General features: G+C 63.8%; 23 protein-coding genes. 9 read left to right on the top strand and 14 right to left on the bottom strand.

The window, feature by feature from the left end; genetic code table 11:
- The first annotated feature begins 23 nt into the window (after positions 1–23).
- The 3 genes from E7813_RS20145 (at position 24) to E7813_RS20135 (ending at position 3,870) form a co-directional block, all read left to right on the top strand.
- Positions 24–1,262, top strand: coding sequence for a sodium:proton antiporter (locus tag E7813_RS20145; RefSeq protein WP_291576925.1), 1,239 nt, complete (start codon positions 24–26; stop codon positions 1,260–1,262).
- Positions 1,263–1,503: 241 nt separating this feature from the next.
- Entirely contained in the window at positions 1,504–2,196 is a 693-nt protein-coding gene (locus tag E7813_RS20140) for an outer membrane beta-barrel protein (RefSeq protein ID WP_291576922.1), read from the top strand.
- 342 nt (positions 2,197–2,538) lie between these two features.
- Positions 2,539–3,870, top strand: a complete 1,332-nt coding sequence (locus E7813_RS20135; protein ID WP_291576919.1) for an MFS transporter — start codon at positions 2,539–2,541, stop codon at positions 3,868–3,870.
- A 110-nt stretch (positions 3,871–3,980) separates the two neighbouring features.
- On the opposite strand, the gene E7813_RS20130 is transcribed toward E7813_RS20135, so the two are convergent.
- Positions 3,981–4,925, bottom strand: coding sequence for a GlxA family transcriptional regulator (locus E7813_RS20130; protein ID WP_291576918.1), 945 nt, complete (start codon positions 4,923–4,925; stop codon positions 3,981–3,983).
- Positions 4,926–5,035: 110 nt separating this feature from the next.
- On the opposite strand from E7813_RS20130, the gene E7813_RS20125 reads away from it, so the two are divergent.
- Both E7813_RS20125 and E7813_RS20120 read left to right on the top strand, forming a co-directional pair.
- Positions 5,036–5,722 (top strand): DJ-1/PfpI family protein, encoded by a 687-nt coding sequence (locus tag E7813_RS20125; protein WP_291576916.1) that lies wholly within the window; start codon positions 5,036–5,038, stop codon positions 5,720–5,722.
- Positions 5,723–6,199: 477 nt separating this feature from the next.
- On the top strand, positions 6,200–7,771 hold the full coding sequence (locus E7813_RS20120) for a glycosyltransferase family 87 protein (protein ID WP_291576914.1): 1,572 nt from the start codon (positions 6,200–6,202) through the stop codon (positions 7,769–7,771).
- An 82-nt stretch (positions 7,772–7,853) separates the two neighbouring features.
- Here the strand turns inward: E7813_RS20120 and E7813_RS20115 are convergent, their stop codons facing one another.
- The 4 genes from E7813_RS20115 to E7813_RS20100 all read right to left on the bottom strand — a co-directional run bounded on the left by E7813_RS20115 (position 7,854) and on the right by E7813_RS20100 (position 11,713).
- Positions 7,854–9,494: a GMC family oxidoreductase gene (locus tag E7813_RS20115; protein WP_291576912.1), complete on the bottom strand. Its 1,641-nt coding sequence runs from the start codon at positions 9,492–9,494 to the stop codon at positions 7,854–7,856.
- Positions 9,491–9,982 (bottom strand): gluconate 2-dehydrogenase subunit 3 family protein, encoded by a 492-nt coding sequence (locus tag E7813_RS20110; protein WP_291576910.1) that lies wholly within the window; start codon positions 9,980–9,982, stop codon positions 9,491–9,493. Before E7813_RS20110 ends, E7813_RS20115 begins: the two co-directional genes overlap by 4 nt.
- Positions 9,983–10,287: 305 nt before the next feature.
- On the bottom strand, positions 10,288–10,998 hold the full coding sequence (locus E7813_RS20105) for an outer membrane beta-barrel protein (RefSeq protein ID WP_291576908.1): 711 nt from the start codon (positions 10,996–10,998) through the stop codon (positions 10,288–10,290).
- A gap of 304 nt (positions 10,999–11,302) precedes the next feature.
- Complete coding sequence (locus E7813_RS20100; protein ID WP_291577061.1) at positions 11,303–11,713, bottom strand: NADH:ubiquinone oxidoreductase subunit NDUFA12; 411 nt, start codon at positions 11,711–11,713, stop codon at positions 11,303–11,305.
- A 262-nt stretch (positions 11,714–11,975) separates the two neighbouring features.
- Here E7813_RS20100 and E7813_RS20095 point away from each other — a divergent pair, with 262 nt between their 5' ends.
- Positions 11,976–12,440 (top strand): BA14K family protein, encoded by a 465-nt coding sequence (locus E7813_RS20095; protein ID WP_363331195.1) that lies wholly within the window; start codon positions 11,976–11,978, stop codon positions 12,438–12,440.
- A 59-nt stretch (positions 12,441–12,499) separates the two neighbouring features.
- Here the strand turns inward: E7813_RS20095 and E7813_RS20090 are convergent, their stop codons facing one another.
- On the bottom strand, positions 12,500–13,399 hold the full coding sequence (locus E7813_RS20090; RefSeq protein ID WP_291576906.1) for a DMT family transporter: 900 nt from the start codon (positions 13,397–13,399) through the stop codon (positions 12,500–12,502).
- A gap of 674 nt (positions 13,400–14,073) precedes the next feature.
- Between E7813_RS20090 and E7813_RS20085 the strand changes: the two genes are divergently transcribed.
- Positions 14,074–17,820, top strand: coding sequence for a vitamin B12-dependent ribonucleotide reductase (locus E7813_RS20085; RefSeq protein ID WP_291576904.1), 3,747 nt, complete (start codon positions 14,074–14,076; stop codon positions 17,818–17,820).
- Between the two features lie 313 nt (positions 17,821–18,133).
- Here the strand turns inward: E7813_RS20085 and E7813_RS20080 are convergent, their stop codons facing one another.
- The 5 genes from E7813_RS20080 to E7813_RS20060 all read right to left on the bottom strand — a co-directional run bounded on the left by E7813_RS20080 (position 18,134) and on the right by E7813_RS20060 (position 20,431).
- Positions 18,134–18,796: a dienelactone hydrolase family protein gene (locus E7813_RS20080; protein ID WP_291576902.1), complete on the bottom strand. Its 663-nt coding sequence runs from the start codon at positions 18,794–18,796 to the stop codon at positions 18,134–18,136.
- Positions 18,797–18,854: 58 nt separating this feature from the next.
- On the bottom strand, positions 18,855–19,235 hold the full coding sequence (locus tag E7813_RS20075) for a hypothetical protein (protein WP_291576900.1): 381 nt from the start codon (positions 19,233–19,235) through the stop codon (positions 18,855–18,857).
- A gap of 31 nt (positions 19,236–19,266) precedes the next feature.
- Complete coding sequence (locus E7813_RS20070; protein WP_291576898.1) at positions 19,267–19,653, bottom strand: cupin domain-containing protein; 387 nt, start codon at positions 19,651–19,653, stop codon at positions 19,267–19,269.
- Between the two features lie 187 nt (positions 19,654–19,840).
- A complete protein-coding gene (locus E7813_RS20065; RefSeq protein ID WP_291576896.1) occupies positions 19,841–20,056 on the bottom strand; it encodes a hypothetical protein in 216 nt (71 codons plus the stop codon).
- 189 nt (positions 20,057–20,245) lie between these two features.
- On the bottom strand, positions 20,246–20,431 hold the full coding sequence (locus E7813_RS20060) for a hypothetical protein (RefSeq protein ID WP_291576894.1): 186 nt from the start codon (positions 20,429–20,431) through the stop codon (positions 20,246–20,248).
- Positions 20,432–20,664: 233 nt separating this feature from the next.
- Here E7813_RS20060 and E7813_RS20055 point away from each other — a divergent pair, with 233 nt between their 5' ends.
- Positions 20,665–21,525 carry a hypothetical protein gene (locus tag E7813_RS20055; protein ID WP_291576892.1) on the top strand — a complete coding sequence of 287 codons (861 nt, stop codon included), beginning with the start codon at positions 20,665–20,667 and terminating at the stop codon, positions 21,523–21,525.
- A 214-nt stretch (positions 21,526–21,739) separates the two neighbouring features.
- On the opposite strand, the gene E7813_RS20050 is transcribed toward E7813_RS20055, so the two are convergent.
- Positions 21,740–22,528: an SDR family oxidoreductase gene (locus E7813_RS20050; RefSeq protein ID WP_291576890.1), complete on the bottom strand. Its 789-nt coding sequence runs from the start codon at positions 22,526–22,528 to the stop codon at positions 21,740–21,742.
- Positions 22,529–22,560: 32 nt separating this feature from the next.
- Positions 22,561–22,692, bottom strand: coding sequence for a hypothetical protein (locus E7813_RS20045; protein WP_291576889.1), 132 nt, complete (start codon positions 22,690–22,692; stop codon positions 22,561–22,563).
- A gap of 199 nt (positions 22,693–22,891) precedes the next feature.
- Here E7813_RS20045 and E7813_RS20040 point away from each other — a divergent pair, with 199 nt between their 5' ends.
- Positions 22,892–23,134 (top strand): hypothetical protein, encoded by a 243-nt coding sequence (locus tag E7813_RS20040; RefSeq protein ID WP_291576886.1) that lies wholly within the window; start codon positions 22,892–22,894, stop codon positions 23,132–23,134.
- A gap of 6 nt (positions 23,135–23,140) precedes the next feature.
- Here E7813_RS20040 and E7813_RS20035 read toward each other — a convergent pair whose 3' ends face one another.
- Positions 23,141–23,290: a hypothetical protein gene (locus E7813_RS20035; protein WP_291576885.1), complete on the bottom strand. Its 150-nt coding sequence runs from the start codon at positions 23,288–23,290 to the stop codon at positions 23,141–23,143.
- Positions 23,291–23,626 lie beyond the last annotated feature (336 nt).

Raw genomic sequence — 23,626 nt, 5'->3', positions numbered from 1 at the left:
CCGGCATCGCGCGGAGAAAACCATTGGAAACGTCCGCTTCGCTGGCGATCGCCCAGCACACGCTGCTGTCGTGCGGTCTCATTCTGGCTGTCGGCACCGTCGCCGCCCTCGCCGCCCAGAAGATCCGGATTCCCGACGTCGCGGTGTTTCTCATCGCCGGCATCGCGATCGGCCCGCATGCGCTCGGGCTCGTTGATATCAAGGCGGGCTCGGCGCTGAACCAGATCATCCTGCTGTTCGGCGCGAGCTACATCCTTTTCGACGGCGGCGCGGCGCTGCGCTTCGAGGTGCTGAAGCAGGTCTGGATCACCATCGTGGTGCTCGCCACCTTCGGCGTGCTGATCACGGCCGCCATCACCGGGCTCGCCGCCCATTACATCATCGGCATTGCCCCAAGCGTGGCGCTGCTGTTGGGTACAACGCTGGCGTCCACCGATCCGGCGACACTGGTGCCGATCTTCCGGCAGATCCGCATTCGCGACCGGGTGGCGCAAACCGTGATGAGCGAGTCCGCGTTCAACGACGCCATGGGCGCGATCGTCACCTTCGCGGTGCTGGCGGTGGCGACGGGCAGCGGCGAATTCTCGCTGCTGCATTCGTTGTTCGATCTCCTCAAGCAATCCGTCATCGGCATCCTTGCCGGCGCGATATTGGGGTCTCTGGCGGCACTTTTGATCGCGCATGAACGATGGGCGTTTCTGGTCGAGTATGCGCCGGTGGTCACGCTGGTTGCGGTGATCGGCGCTTATTTCGCCGCGGACAATTTGCAGGCCAGCGGTTTCATGGCGGTGTTCGTGTTCGGCATCGTGCTTGGCAACAAGGAGACGTTTGGTTTTCAAATGGAAGCCGGCGAAGCGCAGAAGCTCGACGAATTTGTGCTGACCACGGCATTCATCATGCGGCTGTTCATCTTCATCCTGCTCGGCGCCCAGGTCGATTTCACCCTGATGGGAAAATACTGGTTCGGCGGCGTCGCCGTCGTCACCGTCCTGATGCTGGTGGCGCGGCCGGTGACGGTGTTCCTGTGCGCGCTGCCCGACCGCCGCGCGCGATGGAGTTTTGGCGAAATGCTGTTCATGTGCTGGACCCGCGAGACCGGCGTCATTCCGGCAGCCCTCGCCGGACTCCTGCTCGGCATCAAAGCACCCGGTGCGGAGATGATCGCCTCGGTGACCTTCATCGCCATTCTCATGACGATCCTGATCCAGGCCCCGACCACGCAATGGCTCGGGCGCAGGCTGGGGCTTCTGGAGAGTGGCTAGCGGGCCACGGCTACCGTTGCCTGTATCCGCGGTTGTTCTAGCCTCGCTCGACGGCGCCAGGCAGCCTTGTTGCTCGGTGCATTTCAGCAACAGTCCGACAGAATCGGCCTTCTCCCTCGGATGGTGGGTATGGGGTCCGAACGGCTGCCTTTAGATTGGCGGCGCAAGCTGGGAGTCCCGGTGCCGGCTAAGTCTATTTGAGGGCGACATGCGAAATTCAAAACTGATTGTTTCCCCCGCTGTGGCCGTCAGCGCGATTGTCGGCGTTGGCGCGGCATCTGCCGCCGATCTTCCAGTATACACTAAAGCGCCGCCGATCGTGGCGCCCGTTTATGACTGGTCCGGCGGCTACATCGGTATTGAAGGCGGCGGTGGCTGGGGTCATTCCGATCAGACCGATGTTCGGAGAACAGTTGCCGATGGCCACTTTTCGGTTAGCGGCGGCCTATTCGGCGGCACCCTCGGATACAACTGGCAAACCGGTCCGTGGGTGTTCGGATTGGAGGGCGACTACTCGTGGTCGGACATCTCGGGCCAGTCCAATATATGCGGTTTTGGTCCGCCGCATCCCTGTGGAACGAAACTTGAGTCGCTTGGCACGTTCCGCGGCCGTATCGGTCACACCGTCGGTGCGATGGGCAGCTGGCTGCTATACGGGACTGGCGGTCTTGCCGTCGGCGACGTCCACGGCTGGGATTCGCTGTTTCCCGCGTCCGGCAGCGCGTTCCGGGCAGGCTGGACGGTGGGTGCCGGCGTGGAGACAAGCTTCGCGCCGCACTGGACCGCAAAACTCGAATATCTTTATGTCGATCTCGGCAAATCCCATTTGTTCGACGTCGTGCCCGGCGTTCCCGAGACCGTCAGCTTCCGCGCGAACATCGTCCGCGTTGGCGTCAACTACTCGTTCAGCGGCCCGGTCGTCGCGAAGTACTGAACTCCAGGACCGACCCGTTCAAAAGCCCCGCATTGTCCGGGGCTTTTTTGTGCGTCGATCGCGACCGGCGAAGGGGCACATCCGTTTTGGGGCATTCCCCGCTTGCTCGATGTCAGCTAAGCCCCAATTATGACAAAACCCTGCATCGCCAAGAAACGACGCGAGAGGCCATAACCAGACCTTCGTGCGAATCTCCTGCGGTGCAGCAAGCGGCAATATCGCTGCTTTCGACGAGATGCACCCTTTCGGTCGCCGCGCGCTGATTGTAGCATCTACCTAAAAGAAACCGTCGCGAACCGGTTCCCGCCAAACAAGGAAACAACCAACCAAGGGGCAATTCAAATGGCCATGGCAGTCACACATGAGACGTTGTCCGACTCCGACCATAGCGCGCAGCTGCGCAAGGCGGTCGTCGCATCAACCATCGGCACCGCAATCGAGTGGTACGACTTTTTCCTTTATGGCACCGCTGCCGGGCTGATCTTTGGCAAGCTCTTCTTTCCCAACCAGGATGCGTTGACGGCCACGCTTGCGGCGTTTGGCACCTATTTCATCGGCTTCGTCGGGCGTCCGATCGGCGCCGCGATATTCGGTCATTACGGCGATCGCATCGGCCGCAAGGCGACACTGATCGCCACGCTGCTGTGCATGGGCATTGCGACCTTCCTGATCGCTTTCGTGCCTACCTACGAGTCGATCGGCATCTGGGGTGCGGTGATCCTGACGGTGTTGCGGATGCTGCAGGGCATCGGCGTTGGCGGCGAGTGGGGCGGATCGGTGCTGCTGGCGATGGAGTGGTCGCGCACCCACGGTCAACGCGGGTTGGTGGCGGCCTGGCCGCAATTCGGCGTGCCGTGCGGCCTGTTTCTGGCAAACCTTGCCATCCTGGCATTCAGCCAGTTGTCAGGCGACCAGTTCGCCACCTGGGGCTGGCGCATTCCTTTCGCGCTCTCGATTATTCTCGTGGGCGTCGGACTATGGATTCGCCTTGGCATCCTTGAGACGCCAGTGTTCCAGCAACTCCTGGACAACAAGAAAATCGAGAAGACCCCCATCGTCGAGGTCTTCAAGAAGCATCCGAAGGAGATCCTGCTGTCGGCATTGCTGCGGATGTCCGAGCAGGCGCCGTTCTATATCTTTACTGCGTTCATCTTCGCTTATGCCGTCGGCACCTTGCACATGTCGCGCGATCTGATTCTGAGCGCGGTGCTGGTCGCCTCTTGCGTCTCGTTCATCACCATCCCGCTGTCGGGCCATATCTCCGACCGTATCGGCCGCAGGAAGATGTATCTGATCGGCGCGGCGACCACGGGCGTGTTCGGCTTCCTGTATTTCGGCATGGTGGACACCGCGGCTCCGTTGGCGGTGTTCATCGCGATCGTGCTGTCGCTCATTCCGCATGACATGCAGTATGGGCCGCAGGCGGCTTTGATCGCCGAGTCCTTTACGCCGCGATTGCGCTACAGCGGCGCTTCGCTGGGCTATCAACTGGCGTCGGTAATCGCCGGCGGCCCGGCGCCGCTGATCGCGACCGCCCTGTTCGCCGCCTATCACTCCGGCTACGCGATTTCCATCTACATCGCCGGCTGCTCGGTCATAAGCCTTGTGGCGGCGTCGTTCATGCCTGACTACACCGGCAAGGACATTTCGGCGGAGTATGACGCCGGCGCCTAGGCGTAACGTCCATAGTCCGAGAGGGCCTGGCTTCGTCCAGGCCCTCTTGTTTTGTATGGCGTGTCCGGGATGGTTACCGGACCGAGCCGGTGGCAGGGCCGGCCGCGCCCTCAGCCGTAACTCGCCCGCGCCGCGCGGCGCAGCGATTGCGGCGGCTGGCCGAAGGCGCGGATGAAGGCGCGGCGCATCCGCTCCGGATCGCGAAAGCCGGTGGTTTGCGCAACGCGCTCGATCGCCTCGCTGGAGGATTGCACGCGCAGCCGCGCCACCTCGATCCGTAACCGCTCCACCGCCTTCGACGGCGTGGTGCCGGTCTCCGCGATGAAGGCGCGGGTGAAATGCCGCGAACTCATGCCGGCCTGCTCGGCCATGTCTTCCACCGTCAGCGGCGCATCGAGATGTTCGCGCGCCCAGGCCAGCAATGGCGCAAAGCGGCCGGCCGGCGCCTTCAATTCCAAGAGCGACGAGAATTGCGACTGGCCGCCGCTGCGGCGATTGTACAGCACGAGCTGTCGCGCGGTCTTCTGCGCGACCTCGTCGCCGAAATCCTCCGCTGCCATCGCCAGCGCCAGATCGATGCCGGCGGTGATCCCGGCCGAACTCCAGATGTTGCCGTCGCGCACGAAAATACGGTCGGGCTCCAGTTTCACTTTTGGATAGCTGCCGAGAAACTGGCTGGTGCGTTGCCAGTGCGTGGTGGCGCGGCGGCCGTCGAGCACGCCGGCTTCGGCCAGGATAAAGGCGCCGGAGCAGACACTGGCGACGCGGATGCCGCGCTTCACCATCGCGCGCACCAGCGCCAGCGTGGTTGCGCATTTCGCCGCCTCGCGCACCCCCTCGCCTCCCGCCACGATCAGGGTGGTGATCGCACCGGAGGGTTTTACGCCGCGCGCGAGCATCTCGACGCCGGATGTACTGCGCACCGGACCGGGCCTGACCGCCAGAACCTTGATCGACGACGCCTGGCCGGCATAGCGCGTGGCGATGTCGAACACCGAAATCGGCCCGGCGGCGTCCAGCAACTGGAAATTGGGAAATACGAGAACGCCGATCATGATTTCGCCTATGTCTTAAAATGAGGGAAATATGGCATTTCAGACATCAGGACATCACGGCATGATGCGCCGGTCAAGCAAATGCAGCTAAACCCGGAAAGGCCCCTATCATGCCCGCGCCGCTTCAGATCGGTCTCCTCATTTTTCCGAAGGTGACCCAGCTCGATTTCACCGGGCCCTTGCAGGTGTTCTCGAGCGTGCCCGGCGCGAAGGTGCACCTGATTTGGAAACGGATCGAACCGGTCGCCAGCGATTCGGTGATGATGCTGACGCCGACCACGACCTTTGCGGATTGCCCGCAGCTCGATGTGATCTGCGTGCCCGGCGGGGCCGGCACCGACGACATGGTCAACGACGAGGAGATGCTGGCTTTCCTGCGCAAGCAGGCGGCGGGCGCCAAATACATCACCTCGGTCTGCACGGGATCGCTGGTGCTGGGGGCGGCCGGATTGCTGCGGGGATACCGGGCGGCGACGCACTGGGCCGCGGTGGATTTTCTAAGTGCGTTCGGAGCAACACCGGCGAAGACGCGGGTCTGTGTCGACCGCAACCGGATTACCGGCGGCGGCGTCACCGCGGGCATCGACTTTGCGCTGACGCTGGTGTCGCTCATGGTCGACCGGCCGACCGCCGAGGCGATCCAGCTCAGGCTCGAATACAATCCGGCGCCGCCGTTCAATGCCGGCTCGCCCGACACCGCACCGAAGGAAATCCTCGCGCTGATGCGCGAACGGATCGCACCCAACCAGCAGCGCCGCGGCGAGGCGATCAAGCGCGCCGCGGCGCGGCTCGCATAATCCCGCCACCCGCGCACGAGAAAAAGGCCGCCTGGTTTCCCAGACGGCCTTTCCTGTCTCATGGCAGCCCCACATTGTCGGGCGATCTCAGAACCTCTGCACCGGGGGCCAATCTCCCGGCCGTATCCTGATCGGGTGCCGCTGCAAATCGGGGCAGTCGCGAACTGTGGCCCGATCCGACGCGGTGGTTTCCCACCTCCATAAGATGACCTGATTAAGCCGCGACGGCGGTGAATGCGCAAGAACGCTGCGAGAAGTATCCCCGTTGTTCCCGTTGTTCACAGGCGCGGGTGCGAGGCAATATCCGGATGATGGCGCTTTTGCAGGAATGTTTTTTAACCCGGCCCACGCTACGCTTCGGGCCTATGCCTGAATCGTTTATACCGCTGATGGAATGCCGCGAACAACCCGCCAACCCATGCCGGCGGGTTTTTCTTTAGTCAGGTCAAATCGATGGTTGCGGGAATCGCTCGATCCATGATCGCGCGCAAGAATTTCGAGATCTGGGCGGTGATGCTGGGATCGCTCGCGGCCGGCGCAGCCTATGCCTTCTATGCCGGCGAAGACATCAATTGGGATTGGCGGAACTATCACGAGTACAGCGCCTTCGCATGGCTCCATGGGCGATTGAATGAGGACGTAGCACCCGCCGGCGTTCAAAACTTCTTCAACCCGCTGGCCTATCTTCCCGCTTATCTGCTGCGCCACCATGCCGGCGCGCCGTATTGGGGAATGCTGCTCGGCGCAATCCATGGCCTCAACCTTGCGCTGATCTATTGGTTCACGCGCATCCTTCTGGCCAGCGCCTCCAGCGGATGGATGCTGGCGGCGGCGGTCATCATCGGCGCGTTCGGTCCGATGACGTTGTCCGAGGTTGGAACCAGTTTCGCCGATATCCTCACCGCGCTGCCGGTGATCGCGGGCCTCGGCCTGATCCTGTCGGCGGAGGCTGCGCATCGAACGCGCTATCTGGTCGCGGCAATGCTGATCGGCGGCGCCGTCGGATTGAAACTGACCAACATGGTTTTCCTGGTCGGCGCCGGTGCATCGCTTTTGCTCGCACCGCGGCCGCTGGCGGCGATGGCGTATTTTGCGGTCGGCGCGGTCGCGGGAACGCTCGGCACCGGCGGCGCCTGGGGCTGGTCGCTGTGGCAGGAATTCGGCAACCCGGTATTTCCATTTTACAATACCGTGTTTCACTCGCCGGAAGCGCCGCTCGATGCAATCACCGACGTGCGGTTCATGCCGCACAGTCTATGGGAAGCGGTCGCCTATCCGTTTTACTGGGCGGTCGGCAACTACCGCTCCTCCGAATATCCGTTTCGGGACCCGCGCTTCGCGATCGCTTTGGTGCTGTTCGCCGCCAATGCGGGCCTGGCCTTGCTGACCCGGATGCGGGTGTTCACGCGGCGGGACAAACTATTCCTGCTGTTTTTCCTGGTCGCTTACGCCATGTGGCTGCTGACATTTTCAATTCATCGCTACGCGGTGGTGCTGGAACTGCTGACCGCGCCGCTGGTCGTGCTGTTGTTTTCGCGTTTGCTGCGCGCGTTGCAGCTGACAGCGCTGACGCCGGGCCGGCCGCCCTGGAGCCACTTCGCAACCGTCGGCCTCGCCGTCGCCATCGCGCTGTGGTCGCAACCCGCCGACTGGCTGCGCCGTCCCTGGTCCGATCCTTACGACCCCCGATTGCCGGCGGCGCTTGCGAGCCCCTCGACCTATCTTCTGATCGAGAAGCCGCTCGGCTATGTCGTGCCGCTGCTGGGGCCGGAATCGCGGGCCTATCAACTCTCCGACATCGTGATGCCGATTGTGCCGGGCGGTCTGCTGGACCGGCGCGTTCGCGATGGTCTCGCCCATCCGAGGCCGGGCGGGGTGTGGGCGCTGCATCTTCGCGGCAGCGCGCCGCGGCAGTGCCTGCTTGACGAATATGGCTGGCGGTTCGACACGTCGCGGTCGTGCGCGATCATTCCGGGCGCCGACGGCGTCGATATCGAGGCCTGCCCGCTGCAGCCCTCGCAGCCAAAAAGCCGATCCGGCGACTGTTGAGTCGGTGTGCAGCCTGACTTCCCGGCGTCCACGGCCGGTAATCGCCGGTGGCCTTGCGTCATCGTGCGCCGAGCGGAATGCCTCAGATGCTTGCCATTCGCGCGGCGGTGCGCAGCGCAAGCGCCTCGATGGTGAGCGAAGGGGCCTCGCCGCCCCCTGAAGAAGGAAACACGCTGGCATCCGCGATCCAGAGGTTGCGCCAGCGGTGGCTTTGTCCGAAAGCATCGACGACCGAGCTTGCGGGATCATCGCCCATCCGGCAGGTGCCGAACACGTGGGTTGCCGCAAACCAGTCCCAGCTCGAATAGCTCTCGTAGATCCGTCGCGCACCGCTGGCCGCGAGTAGCTCGCGTGACTTTTCGACCATGAAACGAAGGCGAGCGATATCGGCTTCGGCAAGTGCGGAAGCGATGCGCGCCAGCGGCACGCCGAAGCGATCGCGCGCATCGGGATCGAGATCGACCCGGCTCTCGCGATTTGGCAGTTGTTCGCCGATCGCCCCGACGTGCAGCGCATGGCCCCAGAGATCCCGCACCGACTTGGCATGGTCGCGGCCCCAGCCCGGAACGGCCCTCAGCGCGAATGCCGCCAGCCCGCCGAGTTCGGCCTCACCGGAAGCATTGTAGAAACGGCATCCACCGATCACGCCGGGAATAGCGTCGGGCGCGTTGAAATCCCACGCGATAGCATCGCTTGGCAAGCCGCGGCGGCTGTGCTGCGGTTCGGGATGCAACGCGCCGACGTTGACGAAGAGGGTGTCCATGAAGTTCTGCCCGACCTCGCCGCTCTCATTGGCGAGACCCTCGGACGCAAGCAGCAGTCGCGGAGTTTCGACGGCGCCACAGGCCAGCACGACTTGTTTGGCGGCAATGCGTTCGATGCTGCCGTCGGGCCGCCCGACGAGAACGGCCGCGATCCCGTCGTTTGGCCCCGCTTCGATCCTGATCACCGGAGATTCCGCCCGCACGGTGCAACGGCCGGTTTGCAGCGCCGCCGCGATGAACGTGACATCGGCGCTGCCCTTGTCGCCGATCGGACAGCCCTTGTTGCAGGCGCCGCAATAATTGCACGGCGGTCGCCCGTTCCAGGGCAGCGACAGGGCCGCGCGGCTATTGGCCTGCCAGTCCAACCCCAGCGCCTTGGCTCCCTTGCCGAGCGTTTGCGACGCGTAGGACAGAGGATGCGGCGGCAGCGGAAATCCGCGCGAGCGCCAGCGCGCGCCTTGCGTCGCCGGGCCTGCCACCCCGATCAATTCCTCCGCCTCGACATAATACGGCTCGAGCGCGCCATAATCGAACGGCCAGTCCGCGGCGACGCCGAAGCGCGTCTTCATTTTCATCGCCGCGGGATGGATGCGATGCGCCTCGCCGGTGAAGTGCAGAGTCGTGCCGCCGATACCGCGGACGTGCCGATAGCCGTCCATCAGCCGTGTCGCGCCGTTGGCCAGCGGTCCCCATCCCCGGCTTCCCGATGCGAGCAACGGTTCACGACCGAGCTTCTGGCCCGGCGCGAACGTGACTTGGCCGGTACTGCCCGGCTTTTGCGGAAATTCGCGCAGCTCCCAGTCGGCGCCGCTCAGCGGATAGTCGGTCGACGGATCGAAGCGCGGCCCGGCATCGAGCAGCAGCACCGATCGTCCGCGCCGGGTCAGGCCATAGGCCGCGGCGCCCCCGCCCGCGCCTGCGCCCACCACGATTGTGTCCCAGCCTTCGTCGCCGCTCATGAAGGGCGTTGCTGGAAATCGGCGAAGCCGTCCGGCTGCGGCGGACCGGTATAGGCAAAGGCCGATTTGATCGCGGGCGTCGAATAATAGGCCGTGCCCAGATGATCGCGCATGGTCAGGACGAACAGTTGAATGCCGTCGTCACGGGAGGCGAACGCGGCGTCCAGCGCGGCCAACCTGCCGGCCTGGTCAAGCGCCAAAAAATCCGCAGCGCCTAGCGACGCTGCGTGCCTGTCGAGCCATGCCATGCCCTGCGCGATCCGGGCCTGCAGATCCGGCACCGCGAGTACCTGCTGGTGAACTCCCAGCGCGGCAGCGCCGGGGAGTCCGTCGCCGGGGAACATGGTTTCGGCAACAGCAGCCATCGAACGGGTGACATGCTCGCGCGTGCCCGGAGCACGGAGCGGTGTCGCGACGAGGCGCCATGGCGCCGCCGCTCCGCCGAACGAGAAAGTGCCGAGCAGCGCGAGTAAGTGACGCCGCTTCATGTGCCTGTCTCCCTGATGTGCGCCCGAGAGCAACACCGGCTCTCGTCTACACCCGCCGCCGAGCTTCCTCAAATCGAGTGGTGCGGCCAGTGCCGTAGCCTTCGATCCCATCGAGCGCGAGAACTGATGGCCGCCAGCTTCATGTAACGAGGCCAGCACCTTGGTGCGAGACCGCGGCAGAATTGTTCGGGGCGAAGCTGAGTTGTCGCGCGACCCGGCCCGCAGCCCGCGTTGAGTTTGGCTTCAACAGCCGGTGAGCCGTCCCCAACGGCCGCGTCGGAATACGGAACCGCCTGTGCCGGCGCCTAAAATCCAATCCGCGACGAAGAATAGATGGCGTGGGCGTGGTCGCCCCAGTCACCGCCGACCTGGCCGCCGGCGTATCCGCCCGCCCACGGCGATGGTGATCCATCCGGCGCAAACCGGTAGCTGAAGCCTATCGTCGCCGTCTGGAACTGCGCATGGACACTCGCCATCTGGCCGATCACGATGCCACCGCCGGTCGCAAACGAAGAAATACCGACGTTGCCGAGGTCGACATATTGATAGTTCAGGGTGAGCATCCAATTTGGCCGCCACAGGTATTCGAGGCCAGCGCCGACCACCCAGCCGAACTTGGGCTGGGATACGTCGAAGGCCGTCGTCGGCGCCAGGGTGGAGAACTGGCTGGCCAGATTGACGTTGCCATAAGCCGCACCGCCGGTGCCGTAAAACAGCCACCGGCCCGTCGTGAACCCGATCCGCCCGCGGAACGTGCCGTAGTAGTCGATCATCGCCGAAGTCTTGGCAAAATCGCTGGCGGGACCTGAGCTCGGCGTCAGCCCGCCGGTCATCCTGCTGTTGAGGTTGGTGCCCTGAAAATCGGTTTCAAAACCGTAGAGCATCGAGCCCTGTTGCCAGTTGTAGCCGGCATGACCGCCGGCCACCCAGCTGCTCGCGCTGGCGGCGTTGGCGCCAAATGCCGGAACGTTCCCTCCGGCAGCCGCCGGGCCGCCCGACAGCATTAGCGCCGCCATGACGCAGGTGGATGCGAAAAACGAAATCGTGCGCAATGGGAAAAACAAAACCGCCTCCGTCGCAATCAGCCTTTTGCCCCGACGCGAGCGCCGAGATTTCGGAAATCAAGATATCAGACGCCCTACTATTTGCTGTGACCGATTGGCAACAGGGGAAAACCGTTTCTGCAAGACCGCGCGCTCCAGCGTAGGCCGGCCTCGTTGCGCGCCATCCCCCGCGAATAACTATCGATCGGCTCTCTGAATTTCGGATCGAGGCGGCAGCGTCGATGGTCGCATCGAACGCCGTCCGGCCACGGTTGAATCAGCTACCCGGCGTCCACGGCTGGTAGTCGCCGGTGGCGGCGGGACGCCGGCCGCTGGCCATCGTCGAGCCGGGAGGGCGATAGGCCGAAGGCGTGCCCGTCATGTTGGCAAGATGCGGCTTTTCCCATTCGTGGGGCGTGTAGCTCTCTTCGGTTGGCGCGACATCGACGGTGTGATGCAGCCAGCCATGCCATGACGGCGGCACGCGGGTGGCCTCGGCGTAACCGTTGTAGACCACCCAGCGCCGCTCGAAGCCGAGCGACGGATCGATCTTGCGGCCCTTGGTGCGGAAATAGCGGTTGCCCTGCTCGTCCTCGCCGACCAACTCGCCGAACCGCCAGGTCCACAATTGGGTCCCGAAAGTCTGGCCGTTCCACCACGTGAATAGTTTGAGGAAAAACAGTTTCATGGCCGCGCCGGTTGAGAGAAAGCTCCCGACCCTGATGCCATCGGCAGCCCGAATTGTCCAGTTGCGTGCAGCGATCAAGCCGAGTTGATTGAAAGCGGCAAGCCTCGCCTCCTCAAGGTGACCGATGGTCACGCAACAGGCCCAATCCGTTCATTTCGCATACAGTTCCGGTCTGACAGCTTGAACCCAGGCACAATCAGGTGCGGGCCTCGGGAACGTCCACCCTTCAGCGAGGTTGGGCTGTGTCCCGCAGATGGAGCCAATGATGATCAGTCTTAAGGTTTTGAGTACGGCAGCCGCCATGGCGCTGGTGTTGCCGATGGTACCGGCCGCAAGCTTCGCCCAGCAGCAACATCCGGGAGTGAGTGGCGGCGTTCGTGTCGGCGCAGCACCGGGGCCGCGTTATAGCGGCGCTCCCGGGCCGCGCTTCAATGGCGGTGGCGCTCCCGGGCCGCGTTACAGCGGCGGCGGTTATCGTCGCGGCGGAGGGTATATCCCCGGAGCCGTTGCCGGTGCGGTGGCCGCCGGCGTGATCGTAGGCTACCCGGGCTATTATCCCCCGGGCTATTACGATGACCAGTATTACGAAGACGCGCCCGTCGCCGTGGTTCCCGATGCCGGCGACGGCGACGATGCGGTGGCTTACTGCATGCAGACCTATCGTTCCTACGATCCTGGGTCGGGAACCTATCTGGGCAACGACGGCTTTCGGCATCCCTGCCCGTAATCGAGGCCTGAGATCCTAAAGTAAAAAGCGGCGCATTCCTCTGCGCCGCCTTTGCCGTTTCACGACCGCGTCGCCAGCGCAACGCCGGCGAGCGTCAACACCAGGGCTGCGATCTGGCCGACCCCGAGCGGCTCTTGCAGCCAGATCGCCGCCACGGTCACCCCGATCACCGGCACCGCCATGGTGCCGATCGTGGCCACCGACGCCGGCAAACGCTCGAGCGCCGCAAACCAGCAGACATAGGCGACGCAGAACTGGACGAAGATCATGTAGGCGATGCAGGCCCATCCGGCCGGCGACAGCGCAGACAACGACGGATGCTCGATCGCCAGCCCGACGATCGAAACCGGCAAGCAGCCCAATCCGATCTGCCACGCCGCCGAGGTCGCGCCGGGCAGCGAGATCGGAAACCGCTTCAGGAAGATGGTGCCGGCGGCAAAACCGAAGGCACCGAGCAGCGCCAGCAGGATGCCCGGCAGCTTGGTGAGGCTTGCGGCAAAACCGTTGCCGCCCATCAGGGCCGCGATCCCGCCGAACGCCATCGCCAGCGCCAGCAACCGCAGCGGCGTCAGCCGCTCGCCGAGCAGCGGCCAGGCCAACAGCGCCGTCCATACCGGCATGGTGTAGGCGATCACGGCGGCTTCGCTGGCCGGAAGCCACACCAGCGCCTGCCCCATCACCGCCATCCACAGCGTGACGTTGAGGAACGCCGACACCAGCACGCGCCAGCGCTGGTCGTTCGGCAGCCGCAAGCTCTGGCCGCGCAGCAGCGCGTAAAGCGCCAGCGTCAGGCCGCCGGCGATGCCGGTTAATCCGCGCGCCGACAGCGGCGGCCATTCCGACAGCAGGTATTTGATGATCGGCCAGTTCAGTCCCCAGCCGACCGAGGTCACGGCGAGGAACAGAAGGCCGGAGGGCGCCATGCGCGCTTTGGCGCTGCGCTGATTGGGGACGGTCATTGTTTCGGATGAGCTTTGTGAAACCGGGAAGGGAATCGGCGGCACCTTGCCGGTTATCCCGGCTCCACGCTATCGGCCGGCGGGCATGTCAGCCCGGCCGTCATGTCGGCGTCACCTGAGTCTTTCCTGTGCAAGCCCTCGGGCGCAATAAATAGTTGTCCTGTGAACAGCGGGTGCTGTTCAAAATCCCGGTCCCCCGCAACAATTTTTTCGCTTGGGAATCTCTGAGGACTCACTGATACTTGGGTCCAACCAAGGCGCGGCCGGACCCCTTGGTTTTCCCCTGTTTCCACCATATTTAGTATTTGATTCAGGAACTCGTACTAGTGCTTGACGTGCGCAATGGAGTCGTCCTAGCCTTCGATCTGTTCGGCGCGAGTGTGTTTGGGTCCCGCCGGTCGCTCCCTAAGGGTTCCAGAATGACCACTCCGTCCGCCGTTTGAGGCAGCGGGTGCCGGGGTCGTTTGCCCGGAACTCAAGGGGGATTTTGGGGCGCTAAAATGGGCCGGAAGCGGCTCAACTGATGTGTTGGGGCGTTGAACGATGAACAGGGCCGGGTCCACCGGCCGAGCTTTGCGAATGGACGGGGTCACAATCGTGGCTCCTGGGTTCGCTCAAGGAAAACCGCCCGGCGCCGCGACAAGCGGTCCGGTCAAAAAGAACGGGGCACGACCATGCGAATCGAACGGCGCAACACCACTGACGGCCAGTCACCCTATGCAGGGATTGATTTCAGATTGACGACATCGGAGATCCGCAATCCCGATGGCTCGGTAGTGTTCCGCCTGGAAAACGTCGAGGTGCCCGAATTCTGGTCGCAGGTCGCCTCCGACGTGCTGGCCCAGAAGTATTTCCGCAAAGCCGGCGTCGCCGCCCGCCTGAAGAAGGTCGAGGAAGAAACCGTGCCGTCCTGGCTGTGGCGCTCGGTGCCGGACGCCGAGGCGCTGGCCGACCTGCCAGAGGCCGAACGCTACGTCAGCGAACTGTCGGCCAAACGGGTGTTCGACCGCCTCAGTGGCTGCTGGACCTATTGGGGCTGGAAGGGCGGCTATTTCTCGTCCGAGGAAGACGCCCGCGCGTTCTGCGACGAACTGCGCTTCATGCTGGCCAAGCAGATGGTGGCGCCGAATTCCCCGCAATGGTTCAACACCGGCCTGCACTGGGCCTACGGCATCGACGGTCCCGGCCAGGGCCACTATTACGTCGACTGGAAGACCGGCAAACTCACCAAGTCGAAATCCTCCTACGAGCATCCGCAGCCGCACGCCTGCTTCATCCAGGGCATCGAGGACGACCTCGTCAACGAGGGCGGCATCATGGACCTGTGGGTGCGTGAAGCCCGCCTGTTCAAATACGGCTCCGGCACCGGCTCCAATTTCTCGCGGCTGCGCGGCGAAGGCGAAAAGCTTTCGGGCGGCGGACGCTCGTCGGGCCTGATGAGCTTCCTCAAGATCGGCGACCGCGCCGCCGGCGCCATCAAGTCGGGCGGCACCACGCGCCGCGCCGCCAAGATGGTGGTGGTCGACGCCGATCACCCCGACATCGAGACCTATATCGACTGGAAGGTGAAGGAGGAGCAGAAGGTCGCCGCATTGGTGACCGGCTCCAGGATCAACCAGAAGCATCTGAAGGCGGTGCTGAAGGCCTGCGTCAATTGCGAGGGAAGTGGCGACGACTGCTTCGATCCGGAAAAGAACCCGGCGCTGCGCCGCGAAATCAAGCTCGCCCGCCGCGCCATGGTCACCGACGCCATGATCAAGCGCGTCATCCAGTTCGCACGCCAAGGCTACAAGGAGATCGACTTTCCGATCCTCGACACCGACTGGGATTCGGAAGCTTATCTGACGGTCTCCGGCCAGAACTCCAACAATTCGGTGTCGCTGAAGGACGATTTCCTGCGCGCGGTGGAAACCGACGGCAACTGGAACCTGATCGGCCGCACCAACAGGAAGGTGACCAAGACGCTGAAGGCGCGCGACCTCTGGGAAAAGATCGGCCACGCCGCCTGGGCCTCGGCCGACCCCGGCCTGCACTTCAACACCACCATGAACGACTGGCACACCTGCAAGGCCTCGGGCGAAATCCGCGCCTCCAACCCGTGCTCGGAATACATGTTCCTGGACGACACCGCCTGCAACCTGGCGTCCGCCAACCTCATTACTTTCTACAACACCACGACCAAGGCTTTCGACGTCGCTGCCTACGAGCATCTCTGCCGGCTGTGGACCGTCGTGCTCGAAATCTCGGTGATGATGGCGCAGTTCCCGTCCAAGGCGATCGCGGAGCTTTCCTACGAATTCCGTACCCTCGGCCTCGGCTTTGCCAATATCGGCGGCCTCCTGATGACCATGGGGCTGTCCTACGACTCAAAGGAAGGCCGCGCGCTATGCGGCGCCCTGACCGCGATCATGACCGGCACCAGCTACGCCACCTCGGCCGAGATGGCGAAGGAGCTCGGCCCGTTCCCCGGCTACAAGAAGAACGCGAGCCACATGCTGCGGGTGATCCGCAACCACCGCCGCGCCGCGCACGGCGAATCCCGCGGCTATGAGGCGCTCGCGGTCAATCCGGTGCCGCTGGATTACGCCAGCGTGCTGCAGGCCGACATCGTCGAGCATGCCAAGGCCGCCTGGGACCGGGCGCTCGAGCTCGGCGAACTCCATGGCTACCGCAACGCGCAAACGACAGTGGTGGCGCCGACCGGCACCATTGGCCTCGTCATGGATTGCGACACCACCGGCATCGAGCCTGATTTCGCGCTGGTGAAGTTCAAGAAGCTCGCCGGCGGCGGCCACTGGAAGATCATCAACCGCGCCGTGCCCGAGGCGCTGCGCGCGCTCGGCTACTCCGAGGCCGACATCGCCGAGATCGAGGCCTATGCGGTCGGCCACGGCTCGCTGTCGAACGCGCCCGCGATCAATGTTTCCACCTTGAAAGCCAAGGGCTTCACCGACGAAGCGCTGAAAAAGGTCGAGGCAGCGCTCCCGACCGCCTTCGACATCAAGTTCGCCTTCAACAAGTGGACGTTTGGCGAGGATTTCCTGCGCGACACCCTCAAGATCGCGCCCGAAGACATCGCTACGCCTAATTTCGACCTGCTCGCCGCGGTCGGCTTTAGCAAACGCGAGATCGAGGCCGCCAACGTCCACATCTGCGGCGCCATGACGGTGGAAGGCGCGCCGCATCTGAAGGCCGAGCACTACAGCGTGTTCGATTGCGCCAATCCCTGCGGCAAGGTCGGCAAGCGGTACCTTTCGGTGGAAAGCCACATCCGCATGATGGCGGCGTCGCAGCCGTTCATTTCGGGCGCGATCTCCAAGACCATCAACATGCCCAACGACGCCACGGTGGAGGATTGCAAGTCCGCGTACCTCTTGTCCTGGAAGCTCGCGCTGAAGGCCAACGCGCTCTACCGCGACGGCTCGAAGCTGTCGCAGCCGCTGAACTCGCAACTGATCAGCGACGACGACGAGGAAGAGGACGGCATCGAGGCGTTCTACGACAAGCCGATGGCCGCGCGCACCGCGCAATTGTCGGAGAAAGTCGTGGAGCGTCTGGTCGAGCGCATCGTGGTGATGCGCGAGCGCGAGAAGATGCCGGATCGCCGCAAGGGCTACACCCAAAAGGCCGTGGTCGGCGGCCACAAGGTGTACTTGCGCACCGGCGAATATGACGACGGCCGGATCGGCGAGATCTTCATCGACATGCACAAGGAAGGCGCGGCACTGCGCTCCTTCATCAACAACTTCGCGATCGCGGTCTCGCTCGGCCTGCAATACGGCGTGCCGCTGGAGGAATACGTCGACGCCTTTACGTTTACCCGCTTCGAGCCCGCCGGGCCCGTGCAGGGCAACGACTCGATCAAGTATGCGACCTCGATCCTCGACTATGTGTTCCGGGAGCTTGCGGTCAGCTACATGGGCCGGTTCGATCTCGCCCATGTCGACCCCAGCGAGTCCAACTTCGACGCCATGGGCAAGGGCGTCGAGGAAGGCAAGGTGCCGGACCCCTCGCACTCGACCAGGTACGTCTCCAAGGGCCTGACCCGCTCGCGTACCGACAACCTCGTGGTGATGCGCGGCGGCAGCGACCCGGCGACCGAAGCCCGCGGGGGCGGCAACATCACCGCGATGGCCTCGCACGGCCCGACCGCGCGCGCGGCCGACGCAATCGAAGGCGCGGTCGCGCTGAAGCAGGAAGCCCAGCACGATTTGTCGCCGACCGAAAAGCTCGAAGCCCTGCAATGGAGCAACGCCGGTGCGGCGGCCCAGGCGGCCCCGTCAAAGGCCGAGCGCCGCGCCGAAGCCAAAGCCAAGGGCTACGAAGGCGAGATGTGCAGCGAATGCGGCAACTTCACGCTGGTGCGCAACGGCACCTGCATGAAGTGCGAGACGTGTGGGTCAACGACGGGGTGTTCGTAAGCCTCGTTTTTTAATGTGGAGTTCTGACTAGGTCGTCCATCCCGTGTGTTTCCGTGTCCATTTAGTCAACACTAGGATGTCGATTAGAAGGATTTTCTAGCCGGTGGCCCTAAGGGCCGCCGGCGTCGTCTAAAGGAGACCGCCGTCCCGTCGGTCCGATTTCGGATCGATCCGGTTCGCCGGGATAGGCCCGCTCTCGCCTTTCGACGGCTTGACCCACTGCACTTTTGGGTACACCTCAGGTGCGTTCTGTAGTGCTGTTTATGGTGATTATTGTGATGAGTTGCGTCCGAATCGGGGAGCGCTGTGATGGCTAATCCGCAGCGCAAGCTGGATTGGGCAAAACTGCTGAACGGGAAGCGGCGCAAGCCGCCCGCGCCGCCGAGCCCAGAGAAGGGTGCTTTGCGGTGGTTTCCATTTCCGTTGCGGTCGCTAGCAAGCAGCAATTGTCGAAGGTATCCTTGCCGCCTGCGAACACCAGAGCCGGTACCTGGAATTTTCCGACAAAGCTCTTCATGTCCGACATCTCCGCGATGAAGCTGGTCGCAGGATAATAAGCGATGACGGCCGAAACAGCGTCGGGTTGCCGCTCCGCATAGGCGAGTGCGCCGCCGCCTCCGGCCGAAAAGCCGATGACCGCGACCTTGCCGGCAAGCGCATTGGAAGAAGCGAACGCCCTGGTGATTGCCTTTTGCAATCGATCGCCGCCTTTTTGGTCCGCCGAAAAAATATCCCGGCCGTCGATGACGACGGCATAATAACCGAGCCCGGCGATCTTTTCGGCGTACTCTTTGTAGGGGCCGGTCCCGTCCATACCCGACAGGATTAGCACCACACGGCCTTGCCCGGACGGCGGGGGCAAGTCGATATCGGGAGAATTGCCTTCGCCCGTCGCATTGACGGCGCCGACTCCGCCTAAAGAGATAAGTGTCGTAACCAGGATTGAGAGCGACGCCGCAAAAAATCTCAACATCATTTGGAATTTCACGGTGCGCCCCAGCCATGGGGAGTTGATTGCCGATAGAGCGACTGGCTCAACCCTTCACCCATCGCCCCGCCGCCTCGGCTGTGTCTTCCGGCCGCGTGTTGAACGCGATGGCCGTGCCGGGTGCTGCCTTGTGGACGGCATTGATCAGCATCTCGAACAGCGGCAGGCTTTTCGGCGGCATGCGAATGCCGCCGCCGATGACGACGCAATCATAGTGCCCGGCCGCAAGCCGGTTTTCGAGCGCGGCAACAGCCGATTTGTCGGGCTTCACCAGACAGAGATCGGCATCCCAGCCGCGCGCCTTCATTTGATCCATGGCGATCCTGATGCCCGCATGAATCTTTTCCGCGTTGAAGCCAGGCGGCAGTGCGGGATCGGAGAAGTCGACGGTTTCCGGCTCCTGGCCGACGAACAACACCTGCGTCATCCTGATTGCTCCATTCCGGACGCGAAGCGCGTCATTCCTTCGCCGCCGTAAAAAACTTCGTCCCGTCAAAGAAACGATTCGGCCGGTTGAAGATTGAGAGGAACATCGCCCCTTTGGGCGCATGCGCGACATGGATGTTGCCGCCCGGACGCCACACGAAGTCGCCGGCGTGGCACGCTCCCTCCGCGTCTTCCAGCGATCCCTCCAGCATGAAGGTCTGTTCGAGCGCGGTGTGCTCGTGCAGCGGCACCACTGCGCCGGGCGCCATCCTGAACAGGATGGTCGAGCGCCCTTCGTCGTCCTGGTACAGGATCTTCATCTCGATGCCGTCGAAGTCGGTTCGCTGCCAGGGCATCGAGGATGCTGCGACGAGGGTCGAGCGAAGTTCGGGCGGGTTGACCGGCACAGGCTTGTTCATGGCGTCGTCTCCGGAAATACGCCACCAGACTTGCGGCGCAATACGCGGAGTTTATCACCGGGCGCGCATTTGCGCGACCCGTTGCTGTTGCTGTCGTCATGGCCGGGCTTGTCCCGGCCATCCATGATCGGCGATCCCGTGGCCTGGATGCGGCACTACCTGCCGTTTCTGATGCCGCGATAAGCGATCAGGCCGCTTCACCGCCTTCGTCTTCGCTCTGGTCGAGCAAGACGCGAAGCTCCGCGACCACCTCGTCGTAATACTGGTTGAGCCGCTCGATCTTCTGCTGCTGGGCGGCAAACTCGTCATCGAGCGCGGCGCGCTCTGCGGGATTGAGCGGAGCCCGGTCGTCGAATGAGAAAAGCTCGGCCGCGGGCATTGACTCGATATTGCCAGGTTTCATTTCACTAACTCCACACTACGCTACTGACTAACAACACGATGGCTGTCGACGATTGATCCTGGCGCTGGTGGTCGTATTGGGGATGTCGTTTGAGGGCATAATTGGGCGCTTCCGGGCCGCTTCAATGGCCCGGGAAAGCCAAAACTGAGAGCGCCTGGCGAACCGCAAGCGGCCGCTTCGCTCAAATCCTCAGCTCTGATGCGGTCCCCGCATCATCTTCATGGCGTCCTCGATATGACGCCACTCGCTGGCTTCATCCGCCTCGCCCTTGCGTTCACACGCCAGCGCGTTGCGGGCGGCGTGGGCGATCGCCTCTGCGCCATGCCGTTCGAGCATCTGCCGCGCGATGGTGTGGATCTGCGTTTGCGACGTCATCTTGCTCTCCTTGCTGTCTTGCGATTTCGGCCGCAGCAGCCGTTTTGCGGCAGGATGCGGCTGGTTTGAAAACCGCCGAACCCCGGTCGCGTTCCCTCCACGCAGCGCCTCGGTTTCAGGGTTCCCGCGCTGTGGGTGGCCGCAACCTCTCCATCCCGTCGCCTTGCTTTGGTCAAACCTTGCTGGCGTCTGGAACGAGGTAAATTCGACGTTGCAGCAGGCAGGGGACGCCCATGCAATCCACACCGAAGCTTCAGGAAATCGATTCCGGCGCCACCTATCCGATCGCGCCCGAGGTCGTGTTCGACACGCGCGTGAATCAAGACTCGCCCGACCCGGTGCATGAGGTCCTGAGCCTGCTGTCGCGGCGGCGCGCGCAGACGGCGGCGGACCCCTCGCAGAGCGAGCCGTCGCAACGGATGGAAGTGACTCCCACGGTCGATGTGACGTTTCGCGCCGCGGCCGTCGACGGCGTCGCGGCCGCAGCCAAGCGGTCGGCGATCGGCCGCCGGGTAAAGAACGCGTCCGTGGCGTTCCTGTTTGCGCTGTGCAGCGCGATCGCGGCCGCGGTCTGGACTCACCATGGCGATGTGGCGAGACAGATGGCCTCGCGCTGGATGCCGCCGTTCGTGCTGGCTTCATTCGCGCCGGCCGAAGAAGATCAGGCGCCCACGCAACAGGCGGTCGCGGTCCAGCCGGAAGGTGCTGCACCGGCGGTCGCCGCTTCGCCTGCGGATTCGCAATTGCTGACGTCGATGGCGCGCGATCTTGCCGCGATGGGACAACAGATCGAGCAGCTCAAGGCCAGCATCGCCGAGCTCAGGGACGGCCAGGCCCAACTGTCCCGCGACATCGCCAAAAGCCTCGAGACCATCAGTTCCGAGAAGGTAACAGCCCTTCCGCCGCGGCCGGCCGCAGCGCCGCGCAAGCCGAGACCGGTACCTCCGCCCCCGCCGGCCGCGACCGCTTCGACGGTACCGCCGCCCTATTATCCGGCCTATCCGGCGCCACCCGCGCCTGCGCCGCCGCCACCGCAAACCATGGTTCAGCCGGATGGCGAACCCGTGGTGCGCCCGCCAATGCCGCTGCACTGATCACTTCTCCCTCGCCCCGCTCTTGCGGGGTCGAGACGAGCGAAGCTCGCTCTTAGAGGGTTGGGGTGAGGGGCTCTGTCAACGATCCGACGCGCGGAGAGTCCCCCTCACCCGGCGCTCAAGAAAGCGCCGACCTCTCCCCGCATCCGCCTTCGCCCGAAGGCGGGCTTCGGCGGACAAAAGCGGGGCGAGGTAAGCAAGTGCCCACGCCAGCTCACAGTTCCCCAAGATCCGGCGGCTCGAACCAGTTGGTCAGCGACAGGCCGCCGTCAACCACGATCGCCGCTCCCGTGACGTAGGCCGACACCCGGTTCGACAGCACCGCCAGCGCCATCGGCGCGAGGTCCTGGGCCTGGCCGAGGCGGCCGAGCGGGATGTGTCGGGCGAGCGCAGGATCGGCGACAAACCCGCCGGCGGCGATGGCGCCGGGCACCAGCGCATTGACGCGGATTCCATGGCGGCCGAGGGTTTTGGCCAATTCCCGGACCAGCATGGCGAGCGCTGCTTTCGCGGTCGAGTAATGCGGCAGGTTGCGCGGCGTGTCCGCATGCAGCGAGGTCAGGAACAGGAACGAACCGGGTTCATGCGCCGCGATGAGTTTTCGCGCCAGTTCTCGCGCGAGGTGAAAGCCGGCGTCGACATTGACCGCATGCATCCTGGCCCAGGTCTCGGTGTCGACCGCCAGGGCGTGATCGGCCTCGCGGCGCGGCGGCGAGGCGCTGTGAACGAAATGGGTCACCTGCCCGACCGCTGCTTGTGCATCCGCCAGCAACGCATCGCAGGCGGCGGACTTCGCGAGATCGCCGACCCAGGGCACGGCGAGCTTGGGCCGTGGCGAGGCGGCCACCGCCGCGGTCACCGTGTCCCGGTTCACATCGGCAAACACGGTCCGCACGCCCTCGCCGGTCAGAGCCTGCGCGATCGCACGGCCGATGCCGTTTCCCGCGCCCGTGACCAGTGCCGCTTCGCGCGCGGGATCGAAGGGATGGTTGAACAGACTCATCTGGACCAAAGTCTCCTTGCGGGGATGCGAGCCTAGCGGATGAGGTAGGCAATGGCGACAAGCACGACCACCACGGCGACGAGCAGCCAGGCCCCCCTGCTCTGTTGCTTGTTCGAAAGCAACGCAACGGCAACAAGCAAGCCTATGCCGATCAGCGTGTACATGGCGCCGCCTCCCTCACACGGCGAGCGGGAGCACCGCTGCGGTACCGCCAACGATCGCAATGTTCGCGCCGCTTGTGAAGCCTGAGCCCCACGCCGGATTTTCCAAATATTAAGCAAGAGCGCCGCGCGGAATCGCCGCGGCAAAAAATTACCACAATCTTTTTCTCGAAACTATTGCGTTCGAGAAGGAGAGCCTCCGATGCGGATAGCAAGCGCGATCTTCGCGGGTTCGATTGCCGCCCTCGCCGTCCTGACGGCGCCGGCGCTGGCGAAGGATTCCAATGCCCCAAAAACCGGGGACCAATCAGCTTCGCCGGCGTGCACCTCGTACGAACAGACGCTCGATGGCGAATGGCGGCCCGTTCCATGCCAGGAGCTGGGGTCAAAGCCGCAAACGCAGTACAAGCCCGCGACCGGCAGCACCGACAACGCAACGCACTGAACGCGTCTAGTGCCGCTTGAAATACTGCACGTCGCGCTCGTGCTTTTCGGCAGCAGCCCGCGACTTGAAGGTGCCGAGGTTGCGGCGCTTGCCGGTTTTCGGATTCACCTTGCGGGAATAGAGCCGGTATTCGCCGGATGGCAGTTTGCGGATCATGGGACGGACCCCTGGCTTGATGGCGTTCCCCGGGATAATGGCGGTTGACGCGGTCGTGTTCCAGGGCGCGGATGACTTTCTGCAAAAAGCCGGCTGATCGCCGAAGCGCAAATCAGTGAACTGTCAAGTGCGGTCCGCAAAAATATTCCGATTTTCCGAATAGCCAAATCAGTTCATATCCATTGTTGTTCCGCCTCTCTGAGGGGCGCTCGCGATCGTCACGGACGCGGGGCGGGATGCGGTGGACGCGGATGGCGCTTTGACGAATGCGCCTGAGGCGGACGGCGAAGTCGTGTGGTCCTGACACCCCGACGCTGGTGTCAAGTTTGCGAAAGG

Origin of the sequence: Bradyrhizobium sp. (assembly GCF_004799405.1) — a bacterium.
Classification (GTDB): domain Bacteria; phylum Pseudomonadota; class Alphaproteobacteria; order Rhizobiales; family Xanthobacteraceae; genus Bradyrhizobium.
Note: the sequence above shows the minus strand (reverse complement) of the source record. Positions and strands in the feature narration are given on the sequence as shown.

What these genes read in the sequence shown, in the direction of transcription:
- E7813_RS20135 (WP_291576919.1), top strand. Translation starts at nt 2,539, where the DNA reads ATGGCCATGGCAGTCACACATGAGACGTTGTCCGACTCCGACCATAGC.
- E7813_RS20130 (WP_291576918.1), bottom strand. Translation starts at nt 4,925, where the DNA reads ATGATCGGCGTTCTCGTATTTCCCAATTTCCAGTTGCTGGACGCCGCC.
- E7813_RS20125 (WP_291576916.1), top strand. Translation starts at nt 5,036, where the DNA reads ATGCCCGCGCCGCTTCAGATCGGTCTCCTCATTTTTCCGAAGGTGACC.
- E7813_RS20120 (WP_291576914.1), top strand. Translation starts at nt 6,200, where the DNA reads ATGATCGCGCGCAAGAATTTCGAGATCTGGGCGGTGATGCTGGGATCG.
- E7813_RS20115 (WP_291576912.1), bottom strand. Translation starts at nt 9,494, where the DNA reads ATGAGCGGCGACGAAGGCTGGGACACAATCGTGGTGGGCGCAGGCGCG.
- E7813_RS20110 (WP_291576910.1), bottom strand. Translation starts at nt 9,982, where the DNA reads ATGAAGCGGCGTCACTTACTCGCGCTGCTCGGCACTTTCTCGTTCGGC.
- E7813_RS20105 (WP_291576908.1), bottom strand. Translation starts at nt 10,998, where the DNA reads ATGGCGGCGCTAATGCTGTCGGGCGGCCCGGCGGCTGCCGGAGGGAAC.
- E7813_RS20100 (WP_291577061.1), bottom strand. Translation starts at nt 11,713, where the DNA reads ATGAAACTGTTTTTCCTCAAACTATTCACGTGGTGGAACGGCCAGACT.
- E7813_RS20095 (WP_363331195.1), top strand. Translation starts at nt 11,976, where the DNA reads ATGATGATCAGTCTTAAGGTTTTGAGTACGGCAGCCGCCATGGCGCTG.
- E7813_RS20090 (WP_291576906.1), bottom strand. Translation starts at nt 13,399, where the DNA reads ATGACCGTCCCCAATCAGCGCAGCGCCAAAGCGCGCATGGCGCCCTCC.
- E7813_RS20085 (WP_291576904.1), top strand. Translation starts at nt 14,074, where the DNA reads ATGCGAATCGAACGGCGCAACACCACTGACGGCCAGTCACCCTATGCA.
- E7813_RS20080 (WP_291576902.1), bottom strand. Translation starts at nt 18,796, where the DNA reads ATGATGTTGAGATTTTTTGCGGCGTCGCTCTCAATCCTGGTTACGACA.
- E7813_RS20075 (WP_291576900.1), bottom strand. Translation starts at nt 19,235, where the DNA reads ATGACGCAGGTGTTGTTCGTCGGCCAGGAGCCGGAAACCGTCGACTTC.
- E7813_RS20070 (WP_291576898.1), bottom strand. Translation starts at nt 19,653, where the DNA reads ATGAACAAGCCTGTGCCGGTCAACCCGCCCGAACTTCGCTCGACCCTC.
- E7813_RS20065 (WP_291576896.1), bottom strand. Translation starts at nt 20,056, where the DNA reads ATGAAACCTGGCAATATCGAGTCAATGCCCGCGGCCGAGCTTTTCTCA.
- E7813_RS20060 (WP_291576894.1), bottom strand. Translation starts at nt 20,431, where the DNA reads ATGACGTCGCAAACGCAGATCCACACCATCGCGCGGCAGATGCTCGAA.
- E7813_RS20055 (WP_291576892.1), top strand. Translation starts at nt 20,665, where the DNA reads ATGCAATCCACACCGAAGCTTCAGGAAATCGATTCCGGCGCCACCTAT.
- E7813_RS20050 (WP_291576890.1), bottom strand. Translation starts at nt 22,528, where the DNA reads ATGAGTCTGTTCAACCATCCCTTCGATCCCGCGCGCGAAGCGGCACTG.
- E7813_RS20045 (WP_291576889.1), bottom strand. Translation starts at nt 22,692, where the DNA reads ATGTACACGCTGATCGGCATAGGCTTGCTTGTTGCCGTTGCGTTGCTT.
- E7813_RS20040 (WP_291576886.1), top strand. Translation starts at nt 22,892, where the DNA reads ATGCGGATAGCAAGCGCGATCTTCGCGGGTTCGATTGCCGCCCTCGCC.
- E7813_RS20035 (WP_291576885.1), bottom strand. Translation starts at nt 23,290, where the DNA reads ATGATCCGCAAACTGCCATCCGGCGAATACCGGCTCTATTCCCGCAAG.